At 51.0% G+C, this 14,471-nt stretch carries 14 protein-coding genes; 5 read left to right on the forward strand and 9 right to left on the reverse strand.

Going from position 1 to position 14,471, the window contains the following annotated elements:
• Positions 1–43: 43 nt before the first annotated feature.
• From pstC to phoU, 4 genes are all read left to right on the forward strand, one after another.
• The gene (gene pstC, locus A7098_RS13685; RefSeq protein ID WP_000741617.1) at positions 44–1,003 is read left to right on the forward strand and encodes a phosphate ABC transporter permease PstC; all 960 of its coding nucleotides are present in this window, start codon (positions 44–46) and stop codon (positions 1,001–1,003) included.
• Entirely contained in the window at positions 1,003–1,893 is an 891-nt protein-coding gene (gene pstA / locus A7098_RS13690; protein WP_001251991.1) for a phosphate ABC transporter permease PstA, read from the forward strand. The genes pstC and pstA overlap by 1 nt, the downstream gene beginning before the upstream one ends.
• A gap of 182 nt (positions 1,894–2,075) precedes the next feature.
• Entirely contained in the window at positions 2,076–2,849 is a 774-nt protein-coding gene (gene pstB, locus A7098_RS13695; RefSeq protein WP_000063120.1) for a phosphate ABC transporter ATP-binding protein PstB, read from the forward strand.
• A 14-nt stretch (positions 2,850–2,863) separates the two neighbouring features.
• The gene (gene phoU, locus A7098_RS13700; RefSeq protein WP_000377802.1) at positions 2,864–3,595 is read left to right on the forward strand and encodes a phosphate signaling complex protein PhoU; all 732 of its coding nucleotides are present in this window, start codon (positions 2,864–2,866) and stop codon (positions 3,593–3,595) included.
• 69 nt (positions 3,596–3,664) lie between these two features.
• Here the strand turns inward: phoU and yieH are convergent, their stop codons facing one another.
• Complete coding sequence (gene yieH / locus A7098_RS13705; protein ID WP_032226867.1) at positions 3,665–4,330, reverse strand: 6-phosphogluconate phosphatase; 666 nt, start codon at positions 4,328–4,330, stop codon at positions 3,665–3,667.
• Positions 4,331–4,496: 166 nt separating this feature from the next.
• On the opposite strand from yieH, the gene adeP reads away from it, so the two are divergent.
• Positions 4,497–5,834: an adenine permease AdeP gene (gene adeP, locus A7098_RS13710; RefSeq protein ID WP_105280952.1), complete on the forward strand. Its 1,338-nt coding sequence runs from the start codon at positions 4,497–4,499 to the stop codon at positions 5,832–5,834.
• 54 nt (positions 5,835–5,888) lie between these two features.
• On the opposite strand, the gene yieF is transcribed toward adeP, so the two are convergent.
• The 8 genes from yieF to mnmE all read right to left on the reverse strand — a co-directional run bounded on the left by yieF (position 5,889) and on the right by mnmE (position 14,407).
• The gene (gene yieF, locus A7098_RS13715) at positions 5,889–6,455 is read right to left on the reverse strand and encodes a class I chromate reductase YieF (RefSeq protein WP_001291116.1); all 567 of its coding nucleotides are present in this window, start codon (positions 6,453–6,455) and stop codon (positions 5,889–5,891) included.
• A 21-nt stretch (positions 6,456–6,476) separates the two neighbouring features.
• The gene (locus A7098_RS13720; protein WP_105280953.1) at positions 6,477–7,226 is read right to left on the reverse strand and encodes a 4'-phosphopantetheinyl transferase superfamily protein; all 750 of its coding nucleotides are present in this window, start codon (positions 7,224–7,226) and stop codon (positions 6,477–6,479) included.
• A gap of 156 nt (positions 7,227–7,382) precedes the next feature.
• The gene (gene yidZ / locus A7098_RS13725) at positions 7,383–8,342 is read right to left on the reverse strand and encodes an HTH-type transcriptional regulator YidZ (protein ID WP_105280954.1); all 960 of its coding nucleotides are present in this window, start codon (positions 8,340–8,342) and stop codon (positions 7,383–7,385) included.
• Positions 8,317–9,492, reverse strand: coding sequence for a multidrug efflux MFS transporter MdtL (gene mdtL, locus A7098_RS13730; protein ID WP_105280955.1), 1,176 nt, complete (start codon positions 9,490–9,492; stop codon positions 8,317–8,319). The genes yidZ and mdtL overlap by 26 nt, the downstream gene beginning before the upstream one ends.
• 259 nt (positions 9,493–9,751) lie before the next feature.
• On the reverse strand, positions 9,752–10,999 hold the full coding sequence (tnaB, locus tag A7098_RS13740) for a low affinity tryptophan permease TnaB (protein ID WP_000138823.1): 1,248 nt from the start codon (positions 10,997–10,999) through the stop codon (positions 9,752–9,754).
• 90 nt (positions 11,000–11,089) lie between these two features.
• Positions 11,090–12,505, reverse strand: a complete 1,416-nt coding sequence (gene tnaA / locus A7098_RS13745) for a tryptophanase (RefSeq protein ID WP_105280957.1) — start codon at positions 12,503–12,505, stop codon at positions 11,090–11,092.
• 221 nt (positions 12,506–12,726) lie between these two features.
• Complete coding sequence (tnaC, locus tag A7098_RS13750) at positions 12,727–12,801, reverse strand: tryptophanase leader peptide (protein WP_032147965.1); 75 nt, start codon at positions 12,799–12,801, stop codon at positions 12,727–12,729.
• A gap of 241 nt (positions 12,802–13,042) precedes the next feature.
• Complete coding sequence (gene mnmE, locus A7098_RS13755) at positions 13,043–14,407, reverse strand: tRNA uridine-5-carboxymethylaminomethyl(34) synthesis GTPase MnmE (RefSeq protein ID WP_001282346.1); 1,365 nt, start codon at positions 14,405–14,407, stop codon at positions 13,043–13,045.
• Positions 14,408–14,471: the final 64 nt, after the last annotated feature.

Here is a 14,471-nt window from a genome sequence, read left to right on the forward strand (position 1 = left end):
TTACAAAATGACTTTGTAAACGCGTTTAACTGAAGAGTAACTTATGGCTGCAACCAAGCCTGCTTTTAACCCACCGGGTAAAAAGGGCGACATAATTTTCAGCGTGCTGGTAAAACTGGCGGCGCTGATTGTGCTATTGATGTTGGGTGGCATTATTGTCTCTCTGATCATCTCCTCCTGGCCGAGCATTCAGAAATTTGGTCTGGCTTTCCTGTGGACCAAAGAGTGGGATGCGCCGAACGATATCTACGGGGCGCTGGTGCCGATCTACGGTACGCTGGTGACCTCGTTTATCGCGCTGCTGATCGCCGTTCCGGTGAGTTTCGGTATCGCCCTGTTCCTGACCGAGCTTGCGCCAGGCTGGCTGAAGCGCCCGCTGGGGATCGCCATTGAGCTGCTGGCAGCCATTCCAAGTATCGTTTACGGCATGTGGGGCCTGTTTATCTTCGCGCCGCTGTTTGCCGTTTACTTCCAGGAGCCAGTCGGCAATATCCTGTCGAATATCCCGATTGTCGGCGCGCTGTTCTCCGGCCCGGCCTTTGGTATCGGTATCCTCGCGGCAGGCGTGATCCTCGCCATCATGATCATTCCGTACATTGCGGCGGTCATGCGCGATGTGTTCGAACAGACACCTGTGATGATGAAAGAGTCGGCCTACGGTATCGGCTGCACCACCTGGGAAGTTATCTGGCGTATTGTTCTTCCGTTCACCAAAAATGGTGTTATCGGCGGCATTATGCTGGGGCTGGGGCGCGCGCTCGGTGAAACCATGGCGGTGACCTTTATCATCGGTAACACCTACCAGCTCGACAGCGCCTCGCTGTACATGCCGGGCAATAGTATCACCTCTGCGCTGGCCAACGAATTTGCGGAAGCGGAATCTGGCTTGCACGTTGCCGCACTGATGGAACTCGGCCTGATCCTGTTTGTAATTACCTTCATCGTACTGGCCGCATCGAAGTTTATGATTATGCGCCTGGCTAAGAATGAGGGGGCACGCTAATGGCTATGGTTGAAATGCAAACCACTGCGGCGCTGGCGGAATCCCGCCGCAAAATGCAGGCGCGTCGCCGTCTCAAAAACCGTATTGCGCTGACGCTCTCAATGGCGACGATGGCCTTCGGCCTGTTCTGGCTGATCTGGATTTTAATGTCCACCATCACTCGCGGAATCGACGGTATGTCGCTGGCGCTGTTCACCGAAATGACGCCGCCGCCAAATACGGAAGGTGGTGGTCTGGCGAACGCCCTGGCGGGTAGCGGCCTGTTAATTTTGTGGGCCACGGTATTCGGTACGCCGCTGGGTATTATGGCGGGGATTTATCTGGCGGAGTATGGCCGTAAATCCTGGCTGGCAGAAGTGATTCGCTTTATTAACGACATTCTGCTCTCTGCACCGTCGATTGTGGTTGGTCTGTTTGTTTATACCATCGTGGTGGCGCAGATGGAGCACTTCTCCGGCTGGGCGGGCGTAATTGCGCTGGCGCTGTTGCAGGTGCCGATTGTTATCCGTACCACCGAGAACATGCTGAAACTGGTGCCGGACAGCCTGCGTGAAGCGGCTTATGCGCTGGGTACGCCGAAGTGGAAGATGATCTCCGCGATTACGCTGAAAGCGTCGGTATCCGGGATCATGACCGGTATCCTGCTGGCGATTGCCCGTATTGCCGGTGAAACCGCGCCGCTGCTGTTTACCGCGCTCTCCAACCAGTTCTGGAGCACGGACATGATGCAGCCGATCGCCAACCTGCCGGTGACGATCTTTAAGTTTGCGATGAGCCCATTTGCGGAATGGCAGCAACTGGCCTGGGCCGGGGTATTGATCATCACCCTGTGCGTCCTGCTGCTAAACATTCTGGCGCGCGTTGTTTTTGCGAAGAATAAACACGGTTGATATTGCTGACACGGTTTTCCCCTCACCCTAACCCTCTCCCCAGAGGGGCGAGGGGACCGATCGAGCGCCTTTTTGACTCTGTACACGGTTAACACTTTGCCGGATGCGGCGTGAGCGCCTTATCCGGCCTACGGTAAGCCTGATTCGCGAAGTGCATCAGGCACGATGAGGAAAAGATTGCAATGAGTATGGTTGAAACTGCCCCGAGTAAAATTCAGGTTCGTAATTTGAACTTCTACTACGGCAAATTCCATGCCCTGAAAAACATCAACCTGGATATCGCTAAAAACCAGGTTACGGCGTTTATCGGGCCGTCCGGCTGCGGTAAATCGACGCTGCTGCGTACCTTCAATAAAATGTTTGAACTGTACCCGGATCAGCGTGCGGAAGGTGAAATTCTGCTCGATGGCGACAACATTCTGACGAACACTCAGGATATCGCCCTGCTGCGTGCGAAAGTGGGCATGGTGTTCCAGAAACCGACGCCGTTCCCGATGTCCATTTACGACAACATCGCTTTTGGTGTCCGTCTGTTTGAGAAGCTCTCTCGTGCCGACATGGACGAGCGCGTACAGTGGGCATTGACCAAAGCCGCATTGTGGAACGAAACCAAAGATAAATTGCACCAGAGCGGTTACTCTCTCTCTGGTGGTCAGCAACAGCGTCTGTGCATTGCGCGAGGAATCGCCATTCGCCCGGAAGTGCTGCTGCTCGACGAACCGTGTTCGGCGCTCGACCCTATCTCCACCGGGCGTATTGAAGAGCTGATCACCGAACTGAAGCAGGATTACACCGTGGTGATCGTCACCCACAACATGCAGCAGGCTGCGCGTTGTTCCGACCACACGGCATTTATGTATATGGGCGAATTGATTGAGTTCAGCAACACGGACGATCTGTTCACCAAGCCAGCGAAGAAACAAACAGAAGACTACATCACCGGTCGTTACGGTTGATTCAGGAGTGCGTTATGGACAGTCTCAATCTTAATAAACATATTTCTGGCCAGTTCAATGCCGAACTGGAAAGCATCCGCACGCAGGTGATGACCATGGGCGGTATGGTGGAGCAACAGCTTACTGATGCCATCACCGCCATGCACAATCAGGATAGCGATCTGGCGAAGCGTGTGATCGAAGGCGACAAAAACGTCAACATGATGGAAGTGGCAATCGATGAAGCCTGTGTGCGCATTATTGCTAAACGTCAGCCGACGGCGAGCGACCTGCGTCTGGTGATGGTGATAAGCAAGACCATCGCCGAACTGGAGCGTATTGGCGACGTGGCGGACAAAATCTGCCGTACTGCGCTGGAGAAATTCTCCCAGCAGCATCAGCCGTTGCTGGTAAGTCTGGAATCTCTGGGGCGTCACACAATCCAGATGCTGCATGACGTACTGGACGCGTTCGCGCGCATGGATATTGACGAAGCGGTACGAATTTATCGTGAAGATAAAAAAGTCGATCAGGAGTACGAAGGTATTGTTCGTCAGCTGATGACCTACATGATGGAAGATTCGCGCACTATTCCGAGCGTACTTACCGCGCTGTTCTGTGCGCGTTCAATCGAACGTATCGGTGACCGTTGTCAGAATATCTGTGAATATATCTTCTACTACGTGAAAGGGCAGGATTTCCGTCACGTCGGCGGCGATGAGCTGGATAAACTGCTGGCAGAGAAAGATCCGAAAGCCTCACGCTAACCGTATGCCGCATCAGGCAATCTGCGAGTACGTAATCTGACCGGTGAGATATATCACCGGTCTCTTTATTTACTGAGTGATATCCCAGCCGCGAGCCTTCCAGAGTTCCGGTAACTGTGAAAGATGGGTAAAAGTAGTGACTTTCGGATGAACGATCGGCTTATTGTGCGGGTCAGCGCAGAAGTAAAACACTTCCATACCGGCATCGATTCCTGACTGCGCACCGGCGCTGGAGTCATCAACCAGAATGCAGTTTTCAACGTTCACATTCATCGCTTTTGCCGCATGGAACATTAACGCCGGATCGGGCTTCCAGCGTTGGATATCGTAACCGCTGAACAGTTTTTCCGGGAAATAGTGCAGCATATTGAGTTTGCCAAGCGAATGTTGCATTTTGCTGACTGGGCCGTTAGAGACGACGCACATCGGCACGTTAACGCTCGCCAGCAATTCGTTAGCACCCGCAATCACCTCCAGTTCGCTATCAAACAGACGCGCCACTTCCGCACGATAAACGTGCTCGGCATCGGCACGAACCATTTCTACGCCCTGTTCTTTGCTAATGATGTCGATGATTTCGTAGAGTTTTACGCCTTTAAAACGGGTAAAAATCTCTTCCAGGTCAACGTGAATGCCAAATTCCCTGAACATCGTGACATAGGCGCGAGAGCAAATAACCTCGCTATCGACCAGCGTACCGTCACAGTCGAAAAATACCGCTTCTATCTGGGACATGTCTTTCCTTTATCGTTAGTTTAACGTTTTCGTCATGCAGATTGGCGCGACGCAATCGTTGCCGTATAAGCAAATACAATGAAAAAAAGTTATCTTCAGCCGTCCATATTGTCTCATTTTGGTATACGATAGCGACGGATTTTCCCTCCTTGTTCGGAAATAGATAATGAGTCAACAACACACAACCCAGGCTTCTGGCCAGGGGATGCTGGAACGCGTGTTTAAACTGCGCGAACATGGCACGACGGCACGAACCGAAGTGATCGCTGGTTTTACCACCTTCCTGACGATGGTTTACATCGTTTTTGTTAACCCGCAAATTCTTGGCGTCGCTGGCATGGACACCAGCGCCGTCTTCGTCACCACCTGTCTGATTGCTGCGTTCGGCAGTATTCTGATGGGGCTGTTTGCTAACCTGCCAGTCGCGCTGGCTCCCGCTATGGGTCTGAATGCGTTCTTCGCCTTTGTTGTGGTGCAGGCGATGGGCTTGCCATGGCAGGTCGGGATGGGCGCCATTTTCTGGGGCGCGATTGGTCTGCTGTTACTGACGATTTTCCGCGTTCGCTACTGGATGATTGCCAACATTCCGGTGAGTCTGCGTGTGGGGATCACCAGCGGTATCGGCCTGTTCATTGGTATGATGGGGCTGAAAAACGCAGGTGTCATTATCGCTAACCCGGAAACGCTGGTCAGCATCGGTAACCTGACTTCTCACAGCGTGCTGCTGGGTATCCTCGGCTTCTTCATCATTGCTATTCTGGCCTCGCGCAACATTCACGCGGCGGTACTGGTTTCCATCGTGGTGACGACGCTTTTGGGCTGGATGCTGGGTGATGTGCACTACAACGGCATTGTCTCCGCGCCGCCGAGCGTGATGACGGTAGTGGGTCATGTGGATTTAGCCGGGTCATTAAACCTCGGTCTGGCAGGGGTAATTTTCTCTTTCATGCTGGTCAACCTGTTTGACTCCTCCGGTACGTTGATTGGCGTAACCGATAAAGCGGGTCTGGCGGATGAGAAAGGTAAATTCCCGCGCATGAAGCAGGCGCTGTATGTCGACAGTATCTCTTCTGTTACCGGTTCCTTTATCGGTACATCTTCCGTCACGGCGTATATTGAGTCCTCTTCTGGTGTTTCCGTTGGCGGTCGTACCGGTCTGACGGCAGTGGTTGTCGGCCTGCTATTCCTGCTGGTTATCTTTCTGTCACCGCTGGCGGGAATGGTGCCTGGCTATGCTGCTGCTGGCGCGCTGATCTACGTGGGCGTACTGATGACCTCAAGTCTTGCTCGCGTGAAATGGCAGGATCTTACTGAATCCGTTCCGGCGTTTATTACCGCCGTGATGATGCCGTTCAGCTTTTCGATTACTGAAGGTATTGCGCTGGGCTTCATTTCCTACTGCGTGATGAAAATCGGCACCGGACGTCTGCGTGATCTAAGCCCGTGCGTAATCATCGTTGCGCTGCTGTTTATCCTGAAGATCGTGTTTATCGACGCCCACTAAAATCGATAACTCGTTAAAAAACCCGCCATGAGTTACCGCTGGCGGGTTTTTTATTTAGAGTTTCACCCGCTGAATAAACTCGCCAAATGCGGTCAATTGTCCGGTCAGATGATCCAGTGTTCCTTGATCAATCACTTCTCCGGTTTGTGGATCGACTTTGTTCTGAATCACACCGCCCATAAACTCCGGTTTGTTCATTACCATCGCGTCGAGAAAAACCAGAATCTGGCGCAGGTGATACTGGCAGCGCGCGCCGCCAATCACGCCCATTGAGCTGGTCTGAATCAACACCGGTTTACCGGCCAGCGGTTGATCCGGCAGGCGAGATAGCCAGTCGATGGCATTTTTCAGTCCGCCCGGCACGGAGTAGTTATATTCCGGCGTGACGATCACCACGCCGTCAGCTTGGCGAATTTGTTCCGCCAGAGCTTCAACTGTCGCTGGAAAACCTTCTTCCTGCTGTACGTCAGCGTCATACAGAGGAATGTCGGCAATGGAAGGTAACGCATTGACTTCCATACCCGCAGGGGCAATTTTCGGCAGTGTACGTGCAACCATGCCATTAAATGAGCCTTTGCGCAGGCTCCCCAGTAACGTAACCACCTTCAATTTTTCAGACATGATGACTCCTGTGGTTGTCTATCAATATGGCGAAAAAGACTTCACGGTAGATAGCTGGGCAAAACGCATCATCCGGCTGGTGGGGGTGTTGGCGCGACTGTGAATATCCGGCAGACTTTTCCAGCCTTGCTTACCATCTAACTCCCAGACACTGAGCTTCTCAATCGCGGGAGTGACCGCCACGGACCACACCAGCACGTCCTCTGCGTCGCATAACGCTTCTACATGATTTACATGGGCACATTTCAGGCGTCCGGCAATGGGCAGCAATTGCAGATCGCGCGGGTCGTCATTCAGTACATCGCCGGTAAGTTTTAGCACGCTTCGGCGCAAAGTAATGAGTTGCGCTCGTGCTTCATTAGGATCGTTCTGCTTACTGATCCATAACGATTCATTGCTGGAAAAAATAGGGTTATCGGGTGCATGGGGACTATGAAACCCGCGTGTTGCGCGCTGTAGCTCCATATCGAGACCACACTCACCTTCGGTTGTTAACGCTACGCCGACCATATTTCCGGCATAGGATATTGAAAATGATGGTAAATTTTTATCGAGGAAAACCGGCTTTCCTTTAGCCTGGGTGACGATCTCTGGTAATTCGCTTATGCCATACAGCATAGACATCAGTTCTGCGAGTAAACCTCTGGACGCCAGAAAACGGCTTTGACGATGAGGGAGAAGATTTCGGGCTTCTTGATGACACCGGGAGGGGAGACGAACAGATATCAAATGTCCTTCCGTTAAAATCCCTCGGGCAAAGTGAGTCGCCATTTTTCGCTCCATGCTTAATGGTCCATTATGAATACAAGAGTAATCATTTGCTGGAACTATGGACAGACTAAAGTGGCGAAAAGTTCGATTCGGATAAGTTTATTACATGTTTTTTACATTTTATCGTGAAATGTGGTCGCATTTTATACGATTTTATTATGCTATCGAGGTGTAAATATTTTTAATGGTTTCCCGTAACCAGACGATCTTTGGGTTATGGCTATTCCGTTTGTGCCACAGCAGAGTAAACGGTACTTCCAGCTTTTTTTGCTGGCTTTCGTCAAAGGGGAGAGGAAGAGCAACCAACGGCAGTTGGTGGAGCTGATTGTAGTACTGACAGTAGCGTGGCGCGGTCGCCATTAGCAGATTGTCGGGCTGCGCCGCCATAAATAGTGCCTGCTCAAATTCTGGCAGACTCATAGCAATCGTGCGTTCTCGGCCTAGCTCCTGTAACACATTGTCCAGTGCCCAGGTGTCGCTCTGTTCCCAGCAAATGCTGATATGCGGATAACGCAGAAAGGTGTCCAGATCCCACGCTTCACGTAGTGCCGGATGATCTTTGCGTAGCCAGACGCAGGGCACATCACTAAACAGCACTTCATAATCAATGGATAACGGCAACGAACTTAGTAGCTCCCGCGAACGGGGATGACTTTCACGACCGGAAAAACCGATATCCACTTCGCCACGGGTAATTGCATCCAGCGAATCGTAATCCCAGTTACGTAGTTTGATGGTCGCCTGGGGGTAACGCTGGTAGATCTGTTTCGATAACGCGTTAAACATGATCATCATCAGCGGCGACTCCGCCGCTAACTCAAACTTAAGGCCGCGCGGCGTTTCGTGATGCGGTTTATCCAGCAGCAGATTGCTCATTTGCATCCATTCCGCCAGATTTTGTTCCATGCTGACCATCAGCGGTGTGGGCGACAGGCCCAGCGGTGAGTTCACAAAGAGCGGATCATCAAACCATGCCCGAAGTTTTGCCAATGACTTGCTCACCGCCGAAGGCGTTACGTTCATCCGTTTCGCCGCTTTGGTTACGCTGCGCTCCTGCATCAGCAATTGCAGACAGAGCAGCAAATTGAGATCAAGCGTGGTGATGGATTTCTTCATGAGCGGCAACCGGGCGTCCAGGCGCGACGAACATAATCAGCAACAGGCTCACTATGCTACAGGCAATCAGAATCCCGATCAGCATATTCCATGCGCTGAGACCAACCACCGCTGCCAGCCAAATCCACAGTGACGAGCCGCAAACCTGCGCGATGCCTAAGGTCGAACTGGCCACGCCTGCGCGTAATGAAAACGGCCCTAACGCCTGACTCATTGCCACGCCGAAGCCTACCGAAAAACCGGCGCAAATCAGCGTGATGCCAAACAGAGAAATCACGTGGGAAGGTGAAATGGCAAGGGTGATACCCGCCGCCAGGAATAACACCTGCGAGGTGATCATCAGCGTTCGCGGCTTAAAAATTCCCAATGCAAACGGCGTGGAGAACGATACGGTCATACTGACGCCTGCGGTCAGCGCCATAATGGTGGCGTATTCTCCGCGCTCAAAACCCATGATTTCCATCATCAATACAGGCGACGTATTCACGAAGGTGAGGATCACCGAAACGCTGAGGGTGGTGATAACAACACGGCTGAGGAAAAAACGGTTAAGCAGCGATTCAGTATCTTCTCGTGGTTTGTCCGAAGCGGCAGGCGCAGCAGGGCGCGTTTCTTTTAAAATAAATAAAGACAACATCAGTACTGCGAAGCCCATCATCGCCATTACCCAGAACAGGCTTTGCCACGGGAATTTAAGCATAATCAGATGCCCGAGTACCGGCGCTAACACCGGAATGATGCAGGTAATGCCGTTGAGTAACGACAGCACTTTTGCCCGACGTCGATCGTCCAGTGTGTCGCGTAAAATGGCGAACGCCACCACGTAACAACAGCCCGCGCCCAGCCCCTGTAGAAAGCGTCCTGCAAGAAATAACGCGCTGGTTTCAGCCAGTGAACAGAACACTGAGGCGATAATAAATAGCGTCGCGCCGGGGATGGCGACCGGCTTTCTCCCTGAACGATCGGCCACTTTACGGGCAAATAACATCGCTACCGCCATTCCCGCCAGATAAACGGAAAACGCAATATGTAACTGCGCTTCGCTGGCATTGAGGTCGGCGGCGATGCGCGGTAAACCAACGAGGTACATATCAATCCCTGCGGGATAAAGTAAAACCAGGGCAAAACTACAAATTAAGAAACGGGACATGAGCTAAAGCGTCCTGACGGAAAGGTGACGCAAAGCATACGTGGTGACGGAGAATCAGGCGAGTTGCCATTTGGACAAAAGAGATTTCCTGAGAGGCAAGAAGCCAGCGAAATGGCTGGCTTCTATACTCGTCATACTTCAAGTTGCATGTGCGGCGTCTGCGTTCGTTCACCCCAGTCACTTACTTTAGTAAGCTCCTGGGGATTCACTCACTTGTCGCCTTCCTGCAACTCGAATTATTTAGAGTATAAGTGGCTGTTTAGCCAAATTTAGGTAACACGTTAAAAACGTTACCGAACCAGCATAAAATTACGGTTATACCAAAGAGAATGACAATCGCCGGAATAAGATTGCCGCCCCAGACCGTAAACATCTGATTGGGAAACTTCTTGCGAGCTTTGATTGCCAGCACTGCGGGAATAATGACCGCCCAGATAGTGGCGCACAGTCCGGCACCGCCGATCCCGTAAATAAAGCCATTCGGGAAGACGAGATACAACAACGCGGGTGGCAGGAAGGTTAACAGCACGGTTTTGAAACGCCCGCCGTGGGAGTTATCAATCTTAAACAGATCCGCCAGATAATCGAACAGTCCCAGCGTGACGCCAAAGAACGAACTGGCGACAGCTAAGTTAGAGAACACCAGCAGGCAAAACTCGATAATGCCATGTTGTTTGGTGCCGAGGAACGATTTCACCAGTGAATCGACGTTGCCGCCGGAGGAGATAATCGCTTTAAAACTTTCACGCGGAATATTCCCCATCGTGCAATACAGCCAGAAGAGATAAATCACCAGCGCCAGCAGCGAACCGAAAACCACGCTTTTGATGAGCTTATCTTTGCGTTTGCCATAGCAAATAATCAGGCTGGGAATATTGCCGTGGAAACCAAATGACGCAAGGCACACTGGCAGAGCCATAAAAATGTACGGGAAGTAAGACGTCCCCGCAGTCGTGCTGGTGGCATCACGTAGAACGGAATAATCGACCTGGAAGAAGAAAGAGCCAAACACAATGACAAAGGAGATAATCTTCAGCCCGAGGAACAATGACGTGATACGGCTGGCGGCTAACGAACTTATCCATAATACGCTGGCGACGAAAATGGCCGTGCAGATCCCGACAATGCGAGGATTGGCATGGTAGCCCAGATTCATTGATATCGTTTCGCTAATGATCGCGCCGTTAGCGGAGATATAGGCGTAAGTGAGAATATAGAGAACGAAGGCAACGGTAATGCCGCTGATAATGTTCCAGGTGTTACCGATTAAATCTTTAGTGATGGTATTAAAACTGGAGCCGACGGGATAATTTAAATTTGCTTCTAATAAAAGTAACCCAGAATGTAGCATTGAAAACCAGGCAATGATAAGGATAAAGGCACCCCAGAAAAACCAGGCACCGGCAAGATCAACAGGCAAAGCAAACATACCTCCACCGATTACTGTACCTGCTATAACCATAACACCCCAAAATGCAGAGTGTTTTTTTTCTGCTTGTTCAGTCATGATGCCACCTTTAGAGGAAGGCTATTTTTGTTATTGAGGATGTAGGGAGTGGAGTGGCTAACATCCTTATAGCCACTCTGAGTGTATTAATTAAACTTCTTTCAGTTTTGCGGTGAAGTGACGCAATACTTTAGGTTCGTAGGTAAAGGTTAACCCTTTAATATTTGCTGCGTTCTCTTTCACATGTTTGAAGGCTTCAATAATAAAGTCCATATGTGTTTGAGTATAGGTTGCGCGTGGAATGGTTAAACGCAGCAATTCTGCCGGGCACGGCAGTTGTTTACCGGTTTTCGGATCGCGGCCTAACAGGAAAGAACCAATTTCTACCGCACGGATACCGGCGACTTTATACAGCTCGCACGCCAGCGCCTGTGCCGGGAACTGATCTGTCGGAATATGCGGCAACAGTTTACCGGCATCAACGAACGCCGCGTGACCGCCCGCCTGCTGACACACAACGCCAATCTCTTCCAGACCATCGACCAGATACTGCACCTGCGCAATACGATAAGCCAGCCAGTCATGATTCATGCCATCATACAGACCCACAGCCAGACGCTCCATCGCGCCACCTTCCAGACCACCATAAGTCGGGAAGCCTTCCTGCACCACGCAAAGGGTTCTGCACTCGGTATAGACATCGAAGAAGCTGTCGTCTTTCACGCACAGCAGGCCGCCCATCGGCACCATCGCATCTTTCTTGGCGGACATTGCCAGCATATCGGCATATTTGTAGGTTTCGCGGGTAATTTGCTCGATAGTCCAGTCTTTGTATTCCGCTTCACGTTGCTTGATGAAATAGGCGTTTTCAGCAAAGCGCGCGGAGTCCATCACTACAGGAATGTCATATTTCTTCGCAATGCTGTACATCGCTTTCATATTTGCCAGTGAAACCGGCTGACCACCTGCGGAGTTACTGGTGATGGTAGCAACGATATATGGCACGTTATTCGGGCCAACTTCCTCAATACCGCGTTCTAATCCTTCGAGGTCAAAGTTACCTTTAAAGTCGTAACGCACGCCCGTATCGAAGGCTTCTTTGATATAGACGTTACGCACGGTACAGCCGTTAATCTGGCTATGCCCCTGCGTGGTATCAAAGAAATAGTTAGAGAATGCCACCATTTTGCTGCGATCCAGGCCTTTTTCCTGCTCGCGTTTTTTAATCAGTACCGGAATATAGATTTGTTCTGCACCACGGCCCTGGTGAGTCGGAATGGTGTATTGATAACCAAAGATATTCTTCACTGACTCGGCTAACGCATAGTAGCTGCGGCTGCCGCTGTAAGCTTCGTCGCCGCGCATCATCGCAGCCTGCATGCTCTGCGTCACCGCCCCGGTGCCACTATCGGTCAGTAAATCGATAAACACATCTTCGCTATCCAGCAGAAATGGGTTCATACCGGATTTAATAATCGCTTCTTCACGATAAGCGCGAGTGGTACGTTTTACTGGCTCAATAACACGAATGCGGAACGGTTCAGGGAGGTGTTTAAAGTTTTCCATTGCATAATCCTTCATTTATTTTAATTGCAGTGATCCCTGTGAATATTACATTTGCAATATCTATTAATTCGCCAGATATATATGCAAGAGCCATTATTTACTAAAACAAGTAAATAAATGAGAGATAGCCTTTGCAAAAGGCAAAATTAAGATATAGCAAACAAATAGATCACATTGAATCTAATTCGGTTTGGTTATTATGATGGCTACAGAAGGGCAAATTAAGGGCGGTGATCGACAATTCTGTTGTCAATATTAAACCACTTTGAGGTCACACATATATGTAAGGTATTCATAATGCACTTATCCTCGAAAGACACGACGTTACAGTATAATACTCAAGATTTTTGTCTATTCTGAAATTGTTTAAATGTGAATCGAATCACAAACGATTACGAAGCAATATTAAATGCTTTTTTAAGAAAATAAGTTACGTGAGAAGGTTAAGGTTTATAAAAAGGGTTGAGTAATAATAAGAGTGCTAACAAGAAAGCAAAGCCGCATCAGGCAATCAGGATGCGGCTTTGTAGGTACGGGTTACTTACCGATACAGAAGCTGGAGAAAATTCTCCCCAGCAGATCGTCAGATGTAAATTCCCCGGTGATCTCGCTTAAGTTCTGCTGTGCCAGGCGTAGTTCTTCCGCCAGCAGTTCACCTGCCCAGGCTCCCAACAGTTGCGCTTTGCCCTGTTGTAGATGTTCCGCCGCCTGTTCCAGCGCCTGTAAGTGACGACGACGCGCCAGGAAGCCACCTTCCATATTCGTGTCGAAACCCATGCTCTGTTTGAGATGGTTACGCAACACATCCACGCCTTCGCCAGTCCTTGCAGAGAGACGAATCAACGCGTGACCGTTCACTTCGCTCATTCCCAGCGTTTCGCCGGTAATGTCGGCTTTATTGCGCACCACGGTGATCGGCAGTTTTGCAGGCAGACGGGCGATAAACTCCGGCCAGATCTCTGCTGGATCAACGGCGTCTGTCGTCGTGCCATCAACCATAAACAGCACTCGATCGGCCTGTTCAATTTCCTGCCACGCGCGCTCGATACCAATACGTTCCACTTCGTCGCTGGCTTCTCGTAGCCCGGCGGTATCGATAATATGTAGAGGCATCCCGTCAATATGAATATGCTCACGCAGCACGTCGCGCGTGGTTCCGGCAATATCAGTCACGATTGCCGCTTCACGACCTGCCAGCGCGTTTAACAGGCTCGATTTACCGGCATTTGGGCGCCCGGCAATCACCACCTTCATCCCTTCGCGCAACAAACTACCCTGACGAGCTTCGGCGCGCACAGCATCAAGATCGGCAATCACGTCATTGAGCTGGGCTTCAATTTTTCCGTCGGAGAGGAAATCGATCTCTTCATCGGGGAAATCAATTGCCGCTTCGACGTAAATGCGCAAGTGGGTGAGGGCTTCCACCAGATGGTTGACCCGTGCGGAGAATGCGCCTTGCAGCGAGTTAAGTGCCGAACGGGCTGCCTGTTCCGAACTGGCGTCGATAAGATCGGCAATCGCTTCGGCCTGGGCTAAATCGAGTTTATCGTTAAGAAACGCGCGTTCTGAAAACTCACCAGGGCGAGCAATCCGCAGGCCAGGAATGGTCAGAATACGTTTTAACAGCAGGTCGAGGATCACCGGACCGCCATGACCTTGCAGTTCCAGCACATCTTCACCGGTGAACGAGTTCGGGCCAGGGAACCATAGCGCAATCCCCTGATCGAGCACGCTGCCGTCGGCGTCTTTAAACGGAAGATAATCGGCGTAGCGCGGCTTAGGCAATTTACCCAGCACGGTTTCGGCAACTTCACGGGCTTTGAAGCCGGAGATGCGCAGGATGCCAACGCCGCCACGTCCAGGAGGCGTGGCCTGGGCTACGATAGTGTCATTATCGCTCATGATGTTCCTGTTGCTTTGTGTGGCGGATGCGCTGTGCTTATCCGCACTACGAAAAGAAAAAAGG

Origin of the sequence: Escherichia sp. MOD1-EC7011 (genome assembly GCF_002965005.1) — a bacterium.
Classification (GTDB): domain Bacteria; phylum Pseudomonadota; class Gammaproteobacteria; order Enterobacterales; family Enterobacteriaceae; genus Escherichia; species Escherichia ruysiae.

Excerpts from the sequence above, each read along its gene's own strand:
- pstC (WP_000741617.1), top strand. The coding sequence starts at position 44 with ATGGCTGCAACCAAGCCTGCTTTTAACCCACCGGGTAAAAAGGGCGAC.
- pstA (WP_001251991.1), top strand. The coding sequence starts at position 1,003 with ATGGCTATGGTTGAAATGCAAACCACTGCGGCGCTGGCGGAATCCCGC.
- pstB (WP_000063120.1), top strand. The coding sequence starts at position 2,076 with ATGAGTATGGTTGAAACTGCCCCGAGTAAAATTCAGGTTCGTAATTTG.
- phoU (WP_000377802.1), top strand. The coding sequence starts at position 2,864 with ATGGACAGTCTCAATCTTAATAAACATATTTCTGGCCAGTTCAATGCC.
- yieH (WP_032226867.1), bottom strand. The coding sequence starts at position 4,330 with ATGTCCCAGATAGAAGCGGTATTTTTCGACTGTGACGGTACGCTGGTC.
- adeP (WP_105280952.1), top strand. The coding sequence starts at position 4,497 with ATGAGTCAACAACACACAACCCAGGCTTCTGGCCAGGGGATGCTGGAA.
- yieF (WP_001291116.1), bottom strand. The coding sequence starts at position 6,455 with ATGTCTGAAAAATTGAAGGTGGTTACGTTACTGGGGAGCCTGCGCAAA.
- A7098_RS13720 (WP_105280953.1), bottom strand. The coding sequence starts at position 7,226 with ATGGCGACTCACTTTGCCCGAGGGATTTTAACGGAAGGACATTTGATA.
- yidZ (WP_105280954.1), bottom strand. The coding sequence starts at position 8,342 with ATGAAGAAATCCATCACCACGCTTGATCTCAATTTGCTGCTCTGTCTG.
- mdtL (WP_105280955.1), bottom strand. The coding sequence starts at position 9,492 with ATGTCCCGTTTCTTAATTTGTAGTTTTGCCCTGGTTTTACTTTATCCC.
- tnaB (WP_000138823.1), bottom strand. The coding sequence starts at position 10,999 with ATGACTGAACAAGCAGAAAAAAAACACTCTGCATTTTGGGGTGTTATG.
- tnaA (WP_105280957.1), bottom strand. The coding sequence starts at position 12,505 with ATGGAAAACTTTAAACACCTCCCTGAACCGTTCCGCATTCGTGTTATT.
- mnmE (WP_001282346.1), bottom strand. The coding sequence starts at position 14,407 with ATGAGCGATAATGACACTATCGTAGCCCAGGCCACGCCTCCTGGACGT.